Source organism: Sulfitobacter sp. 1A12157 (assembly GCF_043557345.1).
GTDB lineage: Bacteria > Pseudomonadota > Alphaproteobacteria > Rhodobacterales > Rhodobacteraceae > Sulfitobacter.
In genome coordinates this window covers 164,691-180,412 of the sequence record NZ_JBIFFV010000007.1, presented here as the reverse complement: position 1 = coordinate 180,412, position 15,722 = coordinate 164,691, and the positions used below count along the sequence as shown (strand labels likewise).

Below are 15,722 nucleotides of genomic sequence, written 5' to 3'. Positions count from 1 at the left end.
TGCCCGCCCGGACGGGGAGGCGATTTAGTGAGGCTGGGTATGCCACTTTAAGGGTGCGCCATGGCAGATCAATAAAGTGGTATGAACTAAGGTTTGGTTCGCCACCCCGCGGGCAGACGATGCCCTACTTCCATACTGTATACGTAAATAAGGCGGGGTCTCCCCCGCCCTATAGCTCAGCTCACATCTTTATAGTTAATCTCGCGCTTGTCCGTGCCGCCCTTCTCGCGCCGCACCAGCAGGCGGTTGAGCGCGTGGATATAGGCCCGGACGCTCGCTACCACGGTATCGGTATCCGCCGACTGGCCGGTCACGATGCGGCCCTCTTCCTCCATCCGCACGGAAACCGTCGCCTGCGCGTCGGTGCCCTCGGTCACCGCATGCACCTGATAAAGCTGCAACCGCGCGGAATGTGGCACCAGCGCCTTGATGCAGTTGAACGCCGCATCGACGGGGCCGTCGCCGGTCTGGTTGGTGGTCTGCTCCGCGCCGTCGATCTCAAGCACCATATCGGCGGTCTGTGGGCCATCGGTGCCGCAAACGACCTTGAGCGATTTCAGGCGGATACGGTCTTCCTCGGGGTCCGTCGCGGTGCGCATCAGCGCAATGAGGTCATCCTCATAGATTTCCTTTTTGCGGTCGGCCAATTCCTTGAACCGCACGAAAACATCCTTAAGCTGGTTGTCGCCCAGTTCAAACCCGAGGTCTTCGAGCTTGGAGCGCAGCGCAGCGCGGCCCGAGTGCTTGCCCATGACGATATTGGTCTCGGTGAGGCCCACGTCCTCGGGGCGCATGATCTCGAAGGTCTCGGCGTTCTTCAGCATACCGTCTTGGTGGATGCCGCTCTCATGGGCAAAGGCGTTCTTGCCGACGATGGCCTTGTTGAACTGCACAGCAAAGCCCGAGACGGCGGCGACTCGGCGCGAGATGTTCATGATCTTGCGGCTGTCGATGCGGGTCTCGTATGGCATGATGTCGTTGCGCACCTTGAGCGCCATGACGACCTCTTCCAGCGCGGTATTGCCCGCGCGTTCGCCAAGGCCGTTGATGGTGCATTCGATTTGCCGCGCCCCGGCCTCCACGGCGGCGAGGGAGTTGGCCGTCGCCATGCCGAGGTCGTTGTGACAATGGGTGGCAAAGACGATCTCATCCGCGCCGGGCACGTTTTCCAAGAGCTTCGCGATCAGCTCGGCGCTCTCGCGCGGGGCGGTATAGCCCACGGTGTCGGGGATGTTGATCGTCGTGGCACCCGCCTTGATGGCAATCTCCACCACCCGGTAGAGGTAGTCGAGCTCGGTCCGCGTGGCGTCCATCGGGGACCATTGCACGTTGTCGCAGAGGTTGCGGGCGTGGCTCACCGTCTCATGGATGCGGTCGGCCATTTCATCTTTGGTGAGGTTCGGGATGGCGCGGTGCAGCGGCGAGGTGCCGATGAAAGTGTGAATGCGCGGCTGGGCTGCGTGTTTCACTGCCTCCCAACAACGGTCGATGTCGCCCAGTTGCGCCCGGGCAAGGCCGCAGATCACGGCGTTCTGGCTCTGCCGCGCGATCTCGGAAACCGCTTTGAAGTCGCCTTCTGAGGCGATGGGAAAACCGGCCTCGATGATGTCGACGCCCATCTCGTCCAGAAGCTGCGCGATCTCCAGCTTCTCGGCATGGGTCATCGTCGCCCCGGGGGATTGTTCGCCATCCCGCAAGGTGGTGTCAAAAATCAGCACACGGTCCTGTTTCGTCATATCTGTCATCCTGGGTTCTTTCTTTGCTGGTATCCTTGGCGCGCGACACATCCCTCTGAGCGGGCGCGCCGAAGGGCACGCTCAGAGGCGGATTAGGTGCAGCAAGTTGGCGCGCAGCAGGCCCGCGCAGTTGCGCGGCAGGGTCGGGATATGGACGGCCTGTGTCATGGCAGTAGTTATACGCCCGTCTTTTCAAATGAAAAGGGGGTGTTGCGGCTTTTGTTTGCCCCTGCGTCAGCGCCGCCTATCTGCCTATTAGCAAGGGAGATCGGGATGCAGCGACAAGCGATACCATGGGCGGCGGCGTGAGCGCGCGGGTGCTGGTGATCGGGGCCAGTGGCGGGATCGGCGCGGCGCTGAGCGAGGCGCTGCGCGCGCGCGGCGATGAGGTAACGGCGTTCTCTCGCGCCAGCGATGGGCTGGACCTGACCGATGAGGCATCTGTCAATGCGGCGCTGGAGGGGCTGAGCGGCCCTTTCGACGCGGTGATCGTCGCCACCGGCGCGTTGGAGATCGACGGGGCCACGCCGGAAAAGTCGCTGCGCGCCATCACGCAAAAGGCAATGCTGGATCAATTCGCGCTCAACGCCGTCGGCCCGGCGCTGGTCCTGCGACACGCGGGGCGGCTCTTGCCGCGCGACAGGCGGGCGGTTTTCGCCGTGCTCTCGGCGCGGGTCGGCTCCATCGGGGACAACCGTCTGGGCGGTTGGATCAGCTACCGCAGCGCCAAGGCGGCGGTGAACCAGATCGTGCATACCGCCGCGATCGAACTGACCCGCTCTCATCCGCAAAGCATCTGCGTGGCGCTACACCCCGGCACGGTAGAGACGCCCTTCACGGAGAAATACCTTGGCCGCCATCCGGCTGTTCCGGCTCCCGAAGCGGCGGGCAATCTGTTGCGGGTGATCGACGGGCTGACCCCGGAGGCGAGCGGCGGGTTCTTTGATTGGGCCGGAAAGGCGGTGCCATGGTGAGCCGTCTAGTGCTGGTTCTGGGCGATCAACTCTCGCTGAACCTGTCGTCCCTGCGCGCGGCCGACAAGGCGCGCGATGTGGTGGTCATGGCCGAAGTGGCGCAGGAGGCGGAATATGTCCGCCACCATCCTAAGAAAATTGCACTGGTCTTTGCCGCGATGCGCAAGTTCGCCCGTGCGTTGGAGAAAGACGGCTGGACGCTGCGCTACACCCCCTTGGACGATCCCGAGAATGCGGGTTCGATCGTCGGCGAATTGCTCCGCCGGGCCGGGGAGACGGGCGCGGGCGAGGTGATCGTGACTGAGCCGGGGGAGTGGCGTCTGATCAACAAGCTAACCCACGCGCCGATCCCCACCCGGCTTTTGCCGGACGACCGTTTCATCGCCAGCCGCAAACGGTTTGAGGATTGGGCCGAGGGGCGCAAGGCGCTCAGGATGGAATACTTCTATCGCGAGATGCGCCGCGAGACAGGGTTGCTGATGGAGGGCGACGCCCCCGCGGGCGGCAAGTGGAATTTCGACCACGACAACCGCAAACCTCCGAAGGAGGGGCTTGATATCCCCGGCCCGCTGACCTTCGCTCCGGATGCCGAGGTGGAGGCGGTGCTGGAACTGGTGGCGGCGCGCTATGGCGATAACTTCGGCGATCTGCACCCCTTTGACTTTGCCACAACGCGCGCGGAAGCCTTGCAGGTGCTGGGTCATTTCATCGCCCATGCCCTGCCGCGCTTTGGCGACTATCAGGACGCGATGCTGGAGGGGCAGCCCTATCTCTTTCACGCGCTGATCTCGCCCTATCTGAACCTCGGACTGCTGGACCCCATGGAGGTCTGCCGCGCCGCCGAGGAAGCGTGGCAGGCAGGAGACGTGCCGATCAACGCCGCCGAAGGGTTCATCCGCCAGATCCTCGGTTGGCGCGAATATGTGCGCGGCATCTATTTCCTCGAAGGGCCGGACTATGTGGCGCGCAATGTGCTGCGCCATGATCGGGACTTGCCCGCCTTCTACTGGGGGGCCGCGACGCAGATGAATTGCTTGCGGCAGGCCGTGGGGCAGACCCAGAAACACGCCTATGCCCACCATATCCAACGGCTGATGGTGACGGGCAATTTCGCCCTGCTGGCGGGGGTCGACCCGCATCAGGTGCATGAGTGGTATCTAGAGGTCTATGCGGACGCCTATGAATGGGTCGAAGCGCCCAACACGGTGGGCATGAGCCAATTCGCCGATGGCGGGGTGATCGCCTCGAAACCCTATGTCTCCTCCGGGGCCTATATCAATCGCATGTCGGATTACTGCAAAGGGTGCAGCTACAGCGTCAGCACCAAGGCGGGGCCGAAGGCTTGCCCGTTCAACCTGCTCTACTGGCATTTCCTTGACCGCCATCGCGAACGGTTTCAGGGCAATATGCGGATGAAGAACATCTATGCCACCTGGGACCGTATGGATGCCGACCGGCGTGAGGCGGTTCTGCGCGATGCGGATAGATGGTTGCAACGGTTGGACGCGGGCGAGACGGTTTAGGCGCGACCTGCCGTGGGCGCGGGCCGCGGCGGGTGGATATCCCGGCTGTCCTGTGGCGCTTCGGCGCGGTCGAACATGCCATAGTCGCGGATCACATGGGCAATGCGCAGGTGGTAGTCGATAAATATCCCCTCGCGCCCTGCGGCCTGCGCGCCGCGATGGGCGGTCAGCTTGCGCCAGTTTTGCACCGCCTCTTCGTCGCGGAAGAAGGATAGCGAAAGCAGTTTCTCGGGGTTGGTCAGGCTTTGGAACCGTTCGACAGAGATAAAACCGTCCACCTCTTCCAACAGCGGCCGCATCTTGGCTGCGATATCGAGGTACTCCGCGCGGCGGTCTGGGTCGGGGAAGACTTCGAAAATGACGGCGATCATGCTGGCTCCCTGCACTTGCTGCCCCATGCTAGCCCCAATCTTCGGGCAAAGAAAAGGCCCGGAGATCACGCTCCGAGCCTTCTTTAGCTAACCCTGTGACGGCTTAGCGTACAACGTCGACGATCAGGTTGGTCTCGTTATCGACGATCACGGTCGCGCCGTTGATGTTCACATAGCGGTATGTGGATTCCGGCACCTCATAGGTGGTTACCGATGTAGGGATTCCCGCGCCGACCACGACTTCACCGTCGAGGTACACGGTTTCGACCGGGTTCTCGCGGACGTAGGTGATGGTGGATTCTTCGGGTTCAGCGGCGGCGGAGCCAGCGGCGCCACCGGCAATGCCACCCGCGATAATGCCACCGATCGGGCCACCCACGGCATAGGCCGTCAGCGCACCAATCGTCGCGCCAGCAGCAGCGCCAGCGGTTTCATTCTCGGCGGTGCCTTCGGGGTCTTCATAGGTCACGGTGCCCACTTCGACGGTCGCGGGGCGCGTGGTCAGGGCCACAGCCTGCTCTTCGACTTCAACGGCGAGGTAATCGGAATAGGACCAACCTGTCGCGTCGCCAAAGGAGACTTGGCACCAAGATTGGCCGTCAAGGCAGCCTTCCACCATGGCAGCTTCGCCACCGGGGATGACGCCGACGATGTCATACTGAGGGCCGGGGCCCGAACGGATGTTGAGATCGGTTGCCGCATAGGCTTCGGCCGATTGTGCATAGACGGGTGCAGCGGCACCCAGAGCGATGGCGGATACCATTCCAAGTTTGACGATATTCATCTCTTACCCTTTCTGTTCGGCGGGGAGTGCCCTGCGGGATGTCCGGCGCCGTTGTTGGTCGTGTTCGGACAACAATGGGAAAGAGGGTTCGTTCCACGCTGTTCGCGGAGTGCTGAGCCGTTGCGCCCTTTTGCTGCATATTTGAGCGGCAAACTGCCCGGCATCGGCGGAATGATGCCTGCCTCCGCGGCTGTGCAGTTTGTTGGAAACCCAAGCGTTGGGCGCGACGTTATGGGCTGTCGCCGCATCATGTGGCACGTGTGGAGGAAATGCGTGGGCCCGGGGTGGAACGGCTGTTTCGTGAGCGGCTGCGGAGGCGTTCTGCGACACTTCGGGCGGTCTGCCGGTCCAGCCCCGCCGCGGCGCAGTCCTCCGCACTGCCCTGCGCGTTCTGCAAAATGTGCAGGATATCATCCAACTGCCTATCCTCTGCGGATGGTTCGGAGAGGCGCAGCACCGTGTTCGCCGGGCCGAGCATCCACGGGTGGTGGGTCTTGTTGCGCCACTGGCAAAGCGCATGCACTTCCGTTTGATACAGGTCTTTGATCGGGTTGAAATCGCCGGATATGGCCCCTTGTCCCATCACGGCGGCGGATTTGTTCTGCGGCGAAAGCAATATTTCCCCGGCGTCACCGGCCAGCGCACGCAGGATCAGGTCGCGCAGGGGCAGGGCGAGGGTGTCGGCGCCGCCCTTCGCGCCCAGCTCTGCCAGGGTTTCGTGCAGCGTGGCATGTAGATCACCCTCCGTAGGGACTGCGATCTGACGGACATTTTTGGCCCCCAAAGCATCCCGGGCTATCGCTGCCGCGAGCGCGGTATCGTTCCCCTCTGCCTGTTCCATCACCACCTTCGAGGCGCCGGTTTTGGCAACATAGTCCCGCAGCCCCACGACCAAGGCGCGGTAGTCCCGTTCCTGTGCCTCCGGCTGCGGCGCGAAGGCGCTTTCCACGATCCGCCAGCCCTCCGGTCCGCGCGCCAGATCGACATGAGCAAGCGCCGTGTCGAAGGCGGGCATCTGCAATGCCAGCTTGCCGCCGGGGTTCAGCGCGAATGTGGCGCCGTCAAAGACCGTCTCATCCGCGCCGCCAGTCCTATTGAGGTGGATCACCGGCAGTTCCGTCTCGATCACCCGCGCGACCATGTGGTTGAGGCGCCGCTCCATCGCGCCGCGCAGATGGGGCGTGGCATTGGGGATCAGCAGCAGTTCGGCCCCCGTCTCGGCCTGGGTTTCGGCCACGTCGCCCGTCTCACCATCCGCGCCGATGGGAGAGCCTATGCGCAGCCCCGCCACCGCATAGGGGCCGCTGATCGGCGCGGGATCGAACAGACCGCGCGGGCGGGGCGCGTGTTGCAGCACCCTTTGGGCAATCTTTCCGCCTTGCAGGATGAGGTAAGCGTTGTGGATCTTGCCCGCCGCGACCCAAGGTGCGCCCAAAGCCAAGGCGGGGCCATCGGCGCAATGCGCGGCCAGTGCTTCAAGCTGCGCCAGGACATCGCGCTGGTAGGCAGGGTTCTGGAACAGTTCTTCTGCGTCATGCCCTGCCAGGAAGCGTTCGGGCAGGGCGACCATCTGCGCGCCTGCGTCGCGTCCGGCCTGCCAGGCGTCGCGGGCCAATGCCGCGTTCCCGGGCAGATCACCGGCGGTCGGGTTCAACTGCCCGAGGGTGAGGCGGAAACGGTCTGACATGGCGCGGCTCCGTGTTGGCAGGCGTCAGGTGGATCTAGCAGATCGGGCGGGGGGCGAAACCCCTGCGCGCAGGCACGGCAGCGCGGGATCCGCCCAAACCGGCGCGCCCGTCTTGCAAACACGTTGCCTCTGCCCGCCATCACCCGTAACCTCGGGCCAAATGCCACTTAACGAGATCGGGAATTTCCGCCCATGTTGCACCGCAGCCTGCCCCTCTGTCTGATCGCCCTTCTGGCCACGCCGCTTGCGGCGCAGGACGGGCAGGTGCTGACCAAGGAATATGACGACGGCGGCATCTATGAGGGCACCTTTCAAGGCGGTCTCCAGCATGGCACCGGCACCTATAAGCTGCCCAATGGCTATGAATATTCCGGCGAGTGGGTCGAGGGGGAGATCAAGGGCGAAGGCGTCGCGCGTTTCCCCAACGGATCGGTCTATGAGGGCAATTTCGCCAAGGGCAAGCCCGACGGGCTGGGCAAGATCACCTTTGCCGATGGCGGCACCTATGAAGGCGAATGGGAAGCGGGCGCGATCATGGGGCAGGGCGTGGCGATCTACGCCAATGGCGTGCGCTATGAGGGCGAGTTTCGCAACGCCAAGCACCACGGCAAGGGCGTGATGCAAAGCCCCGGTGGCTATGAATACAAAGGCGATTGGGTCGATGGCGTCAAACAGGGCGTTGGCACGATCACCTACCCCGATGGCGCGGTCTATGAAGGCGCGATCGAAGCCGGCAAACGCAGCGGCGAAGGCACGCTGACCATGCCCGACGGGCTGGTCTATGTCGGCAAGTGGAAAGACGGCCAGATCGACGGCTCCGGCACGTTGACGCAGCCCAACGGCGATGTCTACGAAGGCACGCTGGTCGCGGGCCGCCGCGAGGGCAAGGGCAAGGTCACCTATGAAAACGGTGACACCTATGAGGGCGATTTCAAGGATGACCGCCGCGATGGGCAGGGCACCTTCACCGGCACCGATGGCTATGTCTACACCGGCTCTTGGGTGGCCGGGCAGATCGAAGGCGAGGGGCAGGTGACCTATCCCGACGGGTCGGTCTATGTCGGCACCTTCCGCAATGATCTTGCCGATGGCACGGGCAAGATCACCTATCCCGATGGCTCCACCTATGAGGGCGAATGGGTCGCCGGGGTGATCGAGGGCGAGGGCATCGCCACCTATACCAATGGCGTGGTCTATGAAGGCGAATTCAAGGATGCCCGCAATCATGGCCAGGGCGTGATGACCTATGCCGATGGCTACCGCTATGAGGGCGGCTGGCAGGACGGCCAGCGGCATGGGCAGGGCAAGGCGACCTATCCCGATGGCACCGTTTATGAGGGGGCCTTCAGGAACGGCCAGCGCCACGGTCAGGGCAAGATCACCATGGCCAGCGGTTTCGTCTATGAGGGCGCGTGGACCGAGGGCGAGATCGAAGGTCAGGGTGTTGCGACCTATGCCAATGGCGATGTCTATGAGGGCACGTTCAAAGCGGGCAAGCGGCAGGGCAGCGGCACCATGCGCTATGCCAGCGGCGAAGAAGCCTCGGGCGAATGGGAGAATGGCGCGCTGAGCGATGAGAGCGCCGGGGCCGAAACCTCGGAGGCGGCGGATGCGGCTTCGGAAGAGGCTGACGGTGAGGACGCGGCCACCGAAACACCCGCGCCCGAAGACAGCACCGACGCGGATACGTCAGAGGCCACGCCCACGCAGACCGGCACCGCAGCAGACGGGGGCTGACCCCCGCCTTTGCTGGACAACGCCCGCGCCCTGTGGCAAGCCCGCGCGCAACAGGAGTACGCCAGATGTCCAACCCCACAGTCACCCGTTTCGCCCCGTCCCCCACTGGCTATATCCACGTGGGCAACCTGCGCACCGCGCTGATGAACTACCTCATCGCGCGCAAGGCGGGCGGCACTTTCATCCTGCGCATCGACGACACCGATCCCGAGCGCAGCAAGGAAGAATATGTCGACGGCATCAAGCAAGACCTCGAATGGCTGGGTCTTGAGTGGGACCGGGTCGAGCGTCAGTCCGAGCGGCTGGACCGCTACCACGCCGCCGCCGATGATCTGCGCGCCAAGGGCCGTTTCTACGAGGCTTTCGAGACGCCGACAGAGCTGGACCTCAAACGCAAGAAACAGCTCAACATGGGCAAGCCACCGGTCTATGACCGCGCCGCGCTGAACCTGTCGGACGATGAGAAGGCGGCCCTGCGCGCCGAACGTGGCGACGGGGTCTGGCGGTTCAAGCTCGATCACGAGCGCATTGAATGGGACGATGGTATCCTTGGCGATATTTCCATCGACGCGGCCTCGGTCAGTGATCCGGTGCTCATCCGCGGCGACGGGCAGATCCTTTACACGTTGGCAAGCGTCGTCGACGACACCGAGATGGGCGTGACCCATGTGGTGCGCGGCTCGGACCATGTGACCAACACCGCCACGCAAATTCAGATCATGCAGGCGCTTGGCAATGCAGCGGTGCCCTCCTTCGCGCATCACTCGCTGCTGACCGGCCCGCAGGGCGAGGCGCTGAGCAAGCGTTTGGGCACATTGGCGCTGCGCGACCTGCGCGAGCAGGGGGTCCAGCCCTTCGCGCTGCTGAGCCTGATGGCGCGGCTCGGCTCTTCCGATCCGGTGGAGCTGCGCACGGAGATGGCCGCGTTGATCGACGGCTTCGACATCAACCGCTTCGGCTCGGCCCCGACGAAATTCGACGTGGCTGATCTCTTCCCGCTGACGGGGCGCTACTTGCAGCAATTGCCGCTGGAGGCCGTAAAAGACGACATCACGGCGCTTGGCGTGCCGGAAGACAAGGCGGCGCAGTTCTGGGCCGTGACCCGCGAAAATATCTCGACCTTGAAGGATCTTGGCCCCTGGTGGGCCATGTTCCGCGACGGGGCGGAGCCGGTGATCGCCGAGGAAGACCGCGAATTCGTGGCGCAGGCCATGTTGCTGCTGCCCGATATGCCTTTCGATGAGACCACTTGGTCCAGCTGGACCGCAGCGGTCAAGGAAGCCACGGGCCGCAAGGGGCGCGGGCTGTTTCGGCCTTTGCGTCTGGCGCTGACGGGGCAGGAACATGGGCCGGAGATGGCGCAGGTGATGCCGCTGTTGCAGGTGGTGAAGGCGCGCGGCTGATTGGCGGGCCTAAGGGGCATGAGGCACCCTTTCGGGGGCGCTGCCCCCGGACCCCCGAGGGTATTTGAGAAAGGATGAAGGAAGTTTGGGGGGGCGTGTTTTCGCCCTTTAGAAGTTCCTTGCGGCGAAGGTTGTTTCGGCGCGTTCTTTGATCTGCACAGACAGGCGATCCATGTGGTGGTCGACCACGGCGGTTTCCGCCTTCGTCAGCGTTTGGTGGCGCGGGTAGAGCGGGGCTGCGCGGTCGTCGAGGATGGGCGTGTCCCAGCCGTCGGTCGTGTCGAAAAAGCGTGCCGCGCCCTCGGTGCCGAATTCGCGCAGGAAGCCTTGGACCACCACGTCGAGATAGCTGAGCAGGATAACGTGATCGCCGTGGTTCACCGCGATGTCGGCGGGGATCGCGTAATGGGCGATGTCGGGGGCGGGGGTCAGGTCATGCACCACCGCGCCGCCTGAGGCGCGGCGTTCGTAGCTGTATTCGCGTTTGTCCAGCGCGGCCCAATCCGCGCCCGGGACGGCGGCGATCAGCCCGTCGATCCGGGTCTCGGGATGCTGCACCACGGAAAGGTAGACGATATCGCGCCCCTCGGTGCGGACCCATTGGCGGCGCCATCCGTCGAGCTGCGCCGGGCGGGCGTCGGGGTAGCTATGGGTGTTGCGGTTCACAAGGCTGCCGTAGCCAAAGAAATAGGGTGTCATGCGGGGTGCTTTCCATCTGTCGTGTTGCCGGTAAGAAAACATGTGTCGCATCCGCTCACAACCATGCTTGACGCAGAGGTATGCCCCAGCATACGAAAGGCCCAATCGTCACGGGAGAATCGGTTAACGCCGATGCCGAAGGAGCAACCGCCCCGGAAACTCTCAGGCCCCAGGACCGTGATGTGACCAAGACTCTGGAGAGAGGCGCGGATGCGCACGCCGAAGGGATAACGATCTCAGGCGGAAGGACAGAGGGGGCATCATGTGCTGCAGCAGCGGCGCTAAGGTGCCGGCATGGTCAAAAGGTCATCCGGAAGCGACAGGAAAGGCGAACCGGATGAGCGATCTCAAGCAGACGGCATTGCATGATTTGCATGTGGAACTGGGGGCCAAGATGGTGCCCTTCGCGGGCTATTCCATGCCCGTGCAATACCCTCTTGGCGTGATGAAGGAGCATCTGCACACCCGCGCCGCCGCCGGGTTGTTCGATGTGGGCCACATGGGGCAGGTTGTCGTCCGGGCGAAATCGGGCAGCTATGAGGATGCGGCTCTGGCGATGGAGCGGCTCGTGCCGGTCGATGTGCTGGGCCTTGGTGAGATGCGCCAGCGCTATGCCATGTTCACCGATCCCAATGGCGGTATTCTGGATGACCTGATGCTGGCCAATCTGGGCGATCATCTGTTTGTCGTGGTGAACGCCGGGTGCAAGGATGATGATATTGCCCTGATGCGGGAGGCCCTGTCGGACGTTTGCGAAATCGAGGTGCTGGACGACCGCGCCTTGCTGGCCTTGCAGGGGCCGCAGGCCGAGCCGGCGCTGGCGCGGCTGCAGCCCTCGGTGGCGGATATGAAATTTATGGATGTGGCGCGGGACGTGGACCTTGACGGGATCACCGTCACCCTGTCGCGCTCGGGCTACACCGGGGAGGATGGCTACGAGATTTCCGTCGCCAATGGTGATGCGGTGGCTCTGGTGCAGAAGCTTTTGGCGATGGAGGAGGTCGAACCGATCGGCCTTGGCGCGCGCGACAGTCTGCGGCTGGAAGGCGGGCTTTGCCTTTATGGCCACGATATCGACACCACCACCACGCCGGTCGAGGCGGCGCTGAACTGGGCGATCCAGAAGGTGCGGCGCGAAGATGGCGCCCGCGCGGGCGGTTTTCCCGGCGCGGGCGTGGTGCTGCAACAACTGGCCGACGGCGCGCCGCGCAAGCGCGTGGGGCTTCTGCCCGAGGGCCGCGCCCCGATGCGCGAGGGTGTGGCGATTTATGATGCCGCCGAGGGCGGCAACGAGATTGGCCGCGTGACCTCCGGCGGCTTTGGCCCCACGGTTGGCGGCCCCGTCGCCATGGGCTATGTCAGCGCCGAGCATGCGAAGGTCGACACCGCGCTTTGGGGCGAGGTGCGCGGCAAGCGCTTGCCACTGACTGTCACGAAAATGCCGTTCGTCGCGGCGAACTTCAAACGCTGAATCTACACAGGGAACTCCATTATGAAATTTACCGAAGAGCATGAATGGCTGCGCGTCGAGGGTGACGAAGTGGTCGTGGGCATCACCAACCATGCCGCCGAGCAGCTGGGCGATGTCGTATTCGTGGAACTGCCCGAGGAAGGCACCACCGTCAGCAAGGACGACGAGGTCGTAGTGATCGAATCCGTCAAGGCGGCGTCGGATATCCTTGCGCCCATCGACGGTGAGATCACGGAAGTGAACTCTGCGCTGACCGACAACCCCAGCATGGTCAACGACGACCCGCAGGGCGAGGCGTGGTTCTTCAAGATGAAGGTCTCCGACGCCAGCCAGATGGACGATTTCATGGACGAAGCCGCCTATCAGAAATTCATCGGCTAAACCGCCGCGCGCGCCGGGGGACCGGCGATGCTGATCACCTGCGTCGCCCCATGGGCGGCGCGCCACAAACAGGGGGCGCCCTGCCGCGCCGTGACGAGGAACCCGACATGAGCTTCAAGCCCACCGATTATCTGCCCTATGATTTCGCCAACCGGCGTCACATTGGCCCGTCCCCTTCCGAGATGTCTCAGATGCTCGACACCGTGGGTGCCGAGAGCCTTGATGCGCTGATCGACGACACGTTGCCGAAGGCGATCCGCGCCAAAGAGCCGCTTGATTTCGGCAAGGCGATGAGCGAGCGTGAGGTGCTAGAGCACATGCGCCGCGTCGCGGGTAAGAACAAGGTGCTCACCAGCCTGATCGGGCAGGGCTATCACGGCACCGTCACGCCCCCGGCGATCCAGCGCAACATCCTCGAGAACCCGGCGTGGTACACCGCCTATACCCCCTATCAGCCCGAAATTTCGCAGGGCCGGCTGGAGGCGCTGTTGAACTTCCAGACCATGGTGAGCGACCTCACCGGGTTGGAGATCGCCAACGCCTCGCTTCTGGACGAGGCCACGGCCTGCGCCGAGGCGATGACCATGGCGCTGCGCAGCGCGAAATCGAAGGCCAAGGGCTTCTTCATCGACGCCAACTGCCACCCGCAGAACATCGCCGTGATGAAGACCCGCGCCGAGCCTCTGGGCATCGAGGTCATCGTCGGTGAACCCGAGGAGATGGAGGCCGAGAAGGTCTTCGGTGCGATCTTCCAGTATCCCGGCACCTACGGCCACGTGCGCGATTTCACCGATCACATGGCGGCCCTGCATGAGGCCAAGGCCGTCGGCATCGTTACCGCAGACCCGCTGTCGCTGACCCTGCTGAAAGAGCCGGGCGCCATGGGTGCCGACATCGCCGTCGGCAGCACGCAGCGGTTCGGCGTGCCCGAGGGCTACGGCGGCCCGCATGCCGCCTATATGGCCTGCAAGGACTCGATGAAGCGGTCCATGCCCGGGCGGATTGTGGGTGTCTCCATCGACGCGCACGGCAACCGCGCCTACCGCCTGTCGCTGCAGACCCGCGAGCAGCACATCCGGCGTGAGAAGGCCACGTCGAACGTCTGCACCGCGCAGGCGCTGCTGGCGGTCATGGCCTCGATGTACGCCGTGTTCCACGGGCCGGAAGGGCTCAAGGCCATCGCGCAGCGCATCCACCGCAAGACCGTGCGTCTGGCCAAGGGACTGCAGGCCGCGGGCTTCGACGTTCAGCCCGACGCCTATTTCGACACGATCACCGTCGAGGTCGGCCCGTTGCAGGCCGCTGTGATGAAATCCGCCGTGGACGAGGGCATCAACCTGCGCCGCGTCGGCACCACCAAGGTCGGCATCACGCTGGACGAACGCACCCGCCCCGACACGATCGAGGCGGTCTGGCGCGCCTTCGGCATCCGTCAGGCGGATGACGATTTCACGCCTGAATACCGCCTGCCCGAAGGGCTGGTGCGCACCAGCGATTACCTTACGCATCCGATCTTCCACATGAACCGGGCCGAGACCGAGATGATGCGCTACATGCGCCGTCTTGCGGACCGCGACCTTGCGCTCGACCGGGCGATGATCCCCTTAGGCTCCTGCACCATGAAGCTGAACTCCGCGGCCGAGATGATGCCGGTGACATGGCGCGAGTTCTCGCTCATCCACCCCTTCGTGCCCGCCGATCAGGCGCTTGGCTACCGCGAGATGATCGACGATCTGTCGGAGAAGCTGTGCGAGATCACCGGCTATGACGCGATCTCCATGCAGCCGAACTCGGGCGCGCAGGGGGAATATGCGGGCCTGCTAACCATCGCCGCCTACCACCGTTCGAAGGGTGAGGGGCACCGCAATATCTGCCTCATTCCGATGAGCGCCCATGGCACCAACCCGGCCTCGGCCCAGATGGTCGGCTGGAAAGTCGTGGTGATCAAGACAGCCTCCAACGGCGACATCGACCTCGACGATTTCCGCGCCAAGGCCGAGCAGCACAGCGAGAACCTCGCCGGTTGCATGATTACCTATCCCTCGACCCACGGCGTGTTCGAAGAAACCGTGCACGAGGTCACCAAGATCACCCATGACCATGGCGGGCAGGTCTATATCGACGGGGCCAACATGAACGCCATGGTGGGGCTCTCGCGCCCCGGCGATCTGGGCGGCGACGTGAGCCACCTGAACCTGCACAAGACCTTCTGCATCCCGCATGGCGGCGGCGGCCCCGGCATGGGCCCGATCGGCGTCAAGTCGCACCTGATCCCGCATCTGCCGGGCCATCCGAACGAGGAAGGCGCTGCCGTCTCCGCGGCACCCTACGGTTCGCCCTCGCTGCTGCCGATCTCATGGTCCTACTGCCTGATGATGGGCGGCGAGGGTCTGACGCAGGCGACCCGTGCCGCGATCCTCAATGCCAACTACATCGCCAAGCGGCTCGAAGGCGCCTACGACGTGCTCTACAAGGGCCCGTCGGGTCGGGTGGCGCATGAATGCATCATCGACGTGCGTCCCTATGAGGAGACGGCGGGGATCACCAATGAGGATGTCGCCAAACGTCTGGTCGACTGCGGCTTCCACGCGCCGACCATGTCCTGGCCGGTGGCGGGCACGCTGATGGTGGAGCCGACCGAGTCCGAGACCAAGGCCGAGTTGGACCGTTTCTGCGACGCGATGCTGGCGATCCGCGAAGAGATCCGCGAGATCGAAGAGGGCCGTATGGACCGCGCAAACAACCCCCTTAAGAACGCGCCGCACACGGTGGAGGATCTGGTGGTGGAATGGGGCGACCGGCCCTACAGCCGCGAACAGGGCTGTTTCCCGCCGGGCGCCTTCCGCGTCGACAAATACTGGCCGCCGGTCAACCGCGTCGACAACGTGCACGGCGACCGCAACCTGATCTGCACCTGCCCGCCGCTGGAGGATTACGCCGAAGCGGCGGAGTAAGG

General features: G+C 64.0%; 12 protein-coding genes and 1 riboswitch. Of the genes, 7 read left to right on the top strand and 5 right to left on the bottom strand.

Annotated elements, in window-relative coordinates:
* Positions 1 to 176: 176 nt before the first annotated feature.
* The gene (locus ACGYLC_RS13400) at positions 177 to 1,745 is read right to left on the bottom strand and encodes a 2-isopropylmalate synthase (RefSeq protein WP_394423319.1); all 1,569 of its coding nucleotides are present in this window, start codon (positions 1,743 to 1,745) and stop codon (positions 177 to 179) included.
* A 284-nt stretch (positions 1,746 to 2,029) separates the two neighbouring features.
* Between ACGYLC_RS13400 and ACGYLC_RS13395 the strand changes: the two genes are divergently transcribed.
* A complete protein-coding gene (locus tag ACGYLC_RS13395; protein ID WP_394423318.1) occupies positions 2,030 to 2,710 on the top strand; it encodes an SDR family NAD(P)-dependent oxidoreductase in 681 nt (226 codons plus the stop codon).
* Positions 2,704 to 4,233: a cryptochrome/photolyase family protein gene (locus ACGYLC_RS13390; RefSeq protein WP_394423317.1), complete on the top strand. Its 1,530-nt coding sequence runs from the start codon at positions 2,704 to 2,706 to the stop codon at positions 4,231 to 4,233. The genes ACGYLC_RS13395 and ACGYLC_RS13390 overlap by 7 nt, the downstream gene beginning before the upstream one ends.
* Here ACGYLC_RS13390 and ACGYLC_RS13385 read toward each other — a convergent pair.
* The 3 genes from ACGYLC_RS13385 to ACGYLC_RS13375 all read right to left on the bottom strand — a co-directional run bounded on the left by ACGYLC_RS13385 (position 4,230) and on the right by ACGYLC_RS13375 (position 7,075).
* Positions 4,230 to 4,604, bottom strand: a complete 375-nt coding sequence (locus ACGYLC_RS13385; RefSeq protein ID WP_394423316.1) for an antibiotic biosynthesis monooxygenase family protein — start codon at positions 4,602 to 4,604, stop codon at positions 4,230 to 4,232. The two genes, ACGYLC_RS13390 and ACGYLC_RS13385, sit on opposite strands and share 4 nt — an antisense overlap.
* Positions 4,605 to 4,707: 103 nt before the next feature.
* Entirely contained in the window at positions 4,708 to 5,388 is a 681-nt protein-coding gene (locus ACGYLC_RS13380; RefSeq protein WP_394423315.1) for a DUF1236 domain-containing protein, read from the bottom strand.
* A gap of 247 nt (positions 5,389 to 5,635) precedes the next feature.
* Positions 5,636 to 7,075, bottom strand: a complete 1,440-nt coding sequence (locus tag ACGYLC_RS13375; RefSeq protein WP_394423314.1) for a nitrilase-related carbon-nitrogen hydrolase — start codon at positions 7,073 to 7,075, stop codon at positions 5,636 to 5,638.
* Between the two features lie 192 nt (positions 7,076 to 7,267).
* On the opposite strand from ACGYLC_RS13375, the gene ACGYLC_RS13370 reads away from it, so the two are divergent.
* Positions 7,268 to 8,812, top strand: coding sequence for an MORN repeat-containing protein (locus ACGYLC_RS13370; RefSeq protein ID WP_394423313.1), 1,545 nt, complete (start codon positions 7,268 to 7,270; stop codon positions 8,810 to 8,812).
* Positions 8,813 to 8,877: 65 nt separating this feature from the next.
* Positions 8,878 to 10,215, top strand: a complete 1,338-nt coding sequence (gltX, locus tag ACGYLC_RS13365) for a glutamate--tRNA ligase (RefSeq protein WP_394399645.1) — start codon at positions 8,878 to 8,880, stop codon at positions 10,213 to 10,215.
* Between the two features lie 108 nt (positions 10,216 to 10,323).
* Here gltX and ACGYLC_RS13360 read toward each other — a convergent pair whose 3' ends face one another.
* Positions 10,324 to 10,914, bottom strand: coding sequence for a gamma-glutamylcyclotransferase family protein (locus ACGYLC_RS13360; protein ID WP_394423312.1), 591 nt, complete (start codon positions 10,912 to 10,914; stop codon positions 10,324 to 10,326).
* 101 nt (positions 10,915 to 11,015) lie between these two features.
* Positions 11,016 to 11,102: riboswitch (glycine riboswitch) on the top strand.
* A 149-nt stretch (positions 11,103 to 11,251) separates the two neighbouring features.
* Between ACGYLC_RS13360 and gcvT the strand changes: the two genes are divergently transcribed.
* The 3 genes from gcvT (at position 11,252) to gcvP (ending at position 15,720) form a co-directional block, all read left to right on the top strand.
* Positions 11,252 to 12,385 (top strand): glycine cleavage system aminomethyltransferase GcvT, encoded by a 1,134-nt coding sequence (gene gcvT, locus ACGYLC_RS13355; protein WP_394423311.1) that lies wholly within the window; start codon positions 11,252 to 11,254, stop codon positions 12,383 to 12,385.
* A 21-nt stretch (positions 12,386 to 12,406) separates the two neighbouring features.
* The gene (gcvH, locus tag ACGYLC_RS13350; RefSeq protein ID WP_394399640.1) at positions 12,407 to 12,766 is read left to right on the top strand and encodes a glycine cleavage system protein GcvH; all 360 of its coding nucleotides are present in this window, start codon (positions 12,407 to 12,409) and stop codon (positions 12,764 to 12,766) included.
* A 107-nt stretch (positions 12,767 to 12,873) separates the two neighbouring features.
* Entirely contained in the window at positions 12,874 to 15,720 is a 2,847-nt protein-coding gene (gene gcvP / locus ACGYLC_RS13345; RefSeq protein WP_394423310.1) for an aminomethyl-transferring glycine dehydrogenase, read from the top strand.
* Positions 15,721 to 15,722: the final 2 nt, after the last annotated feature.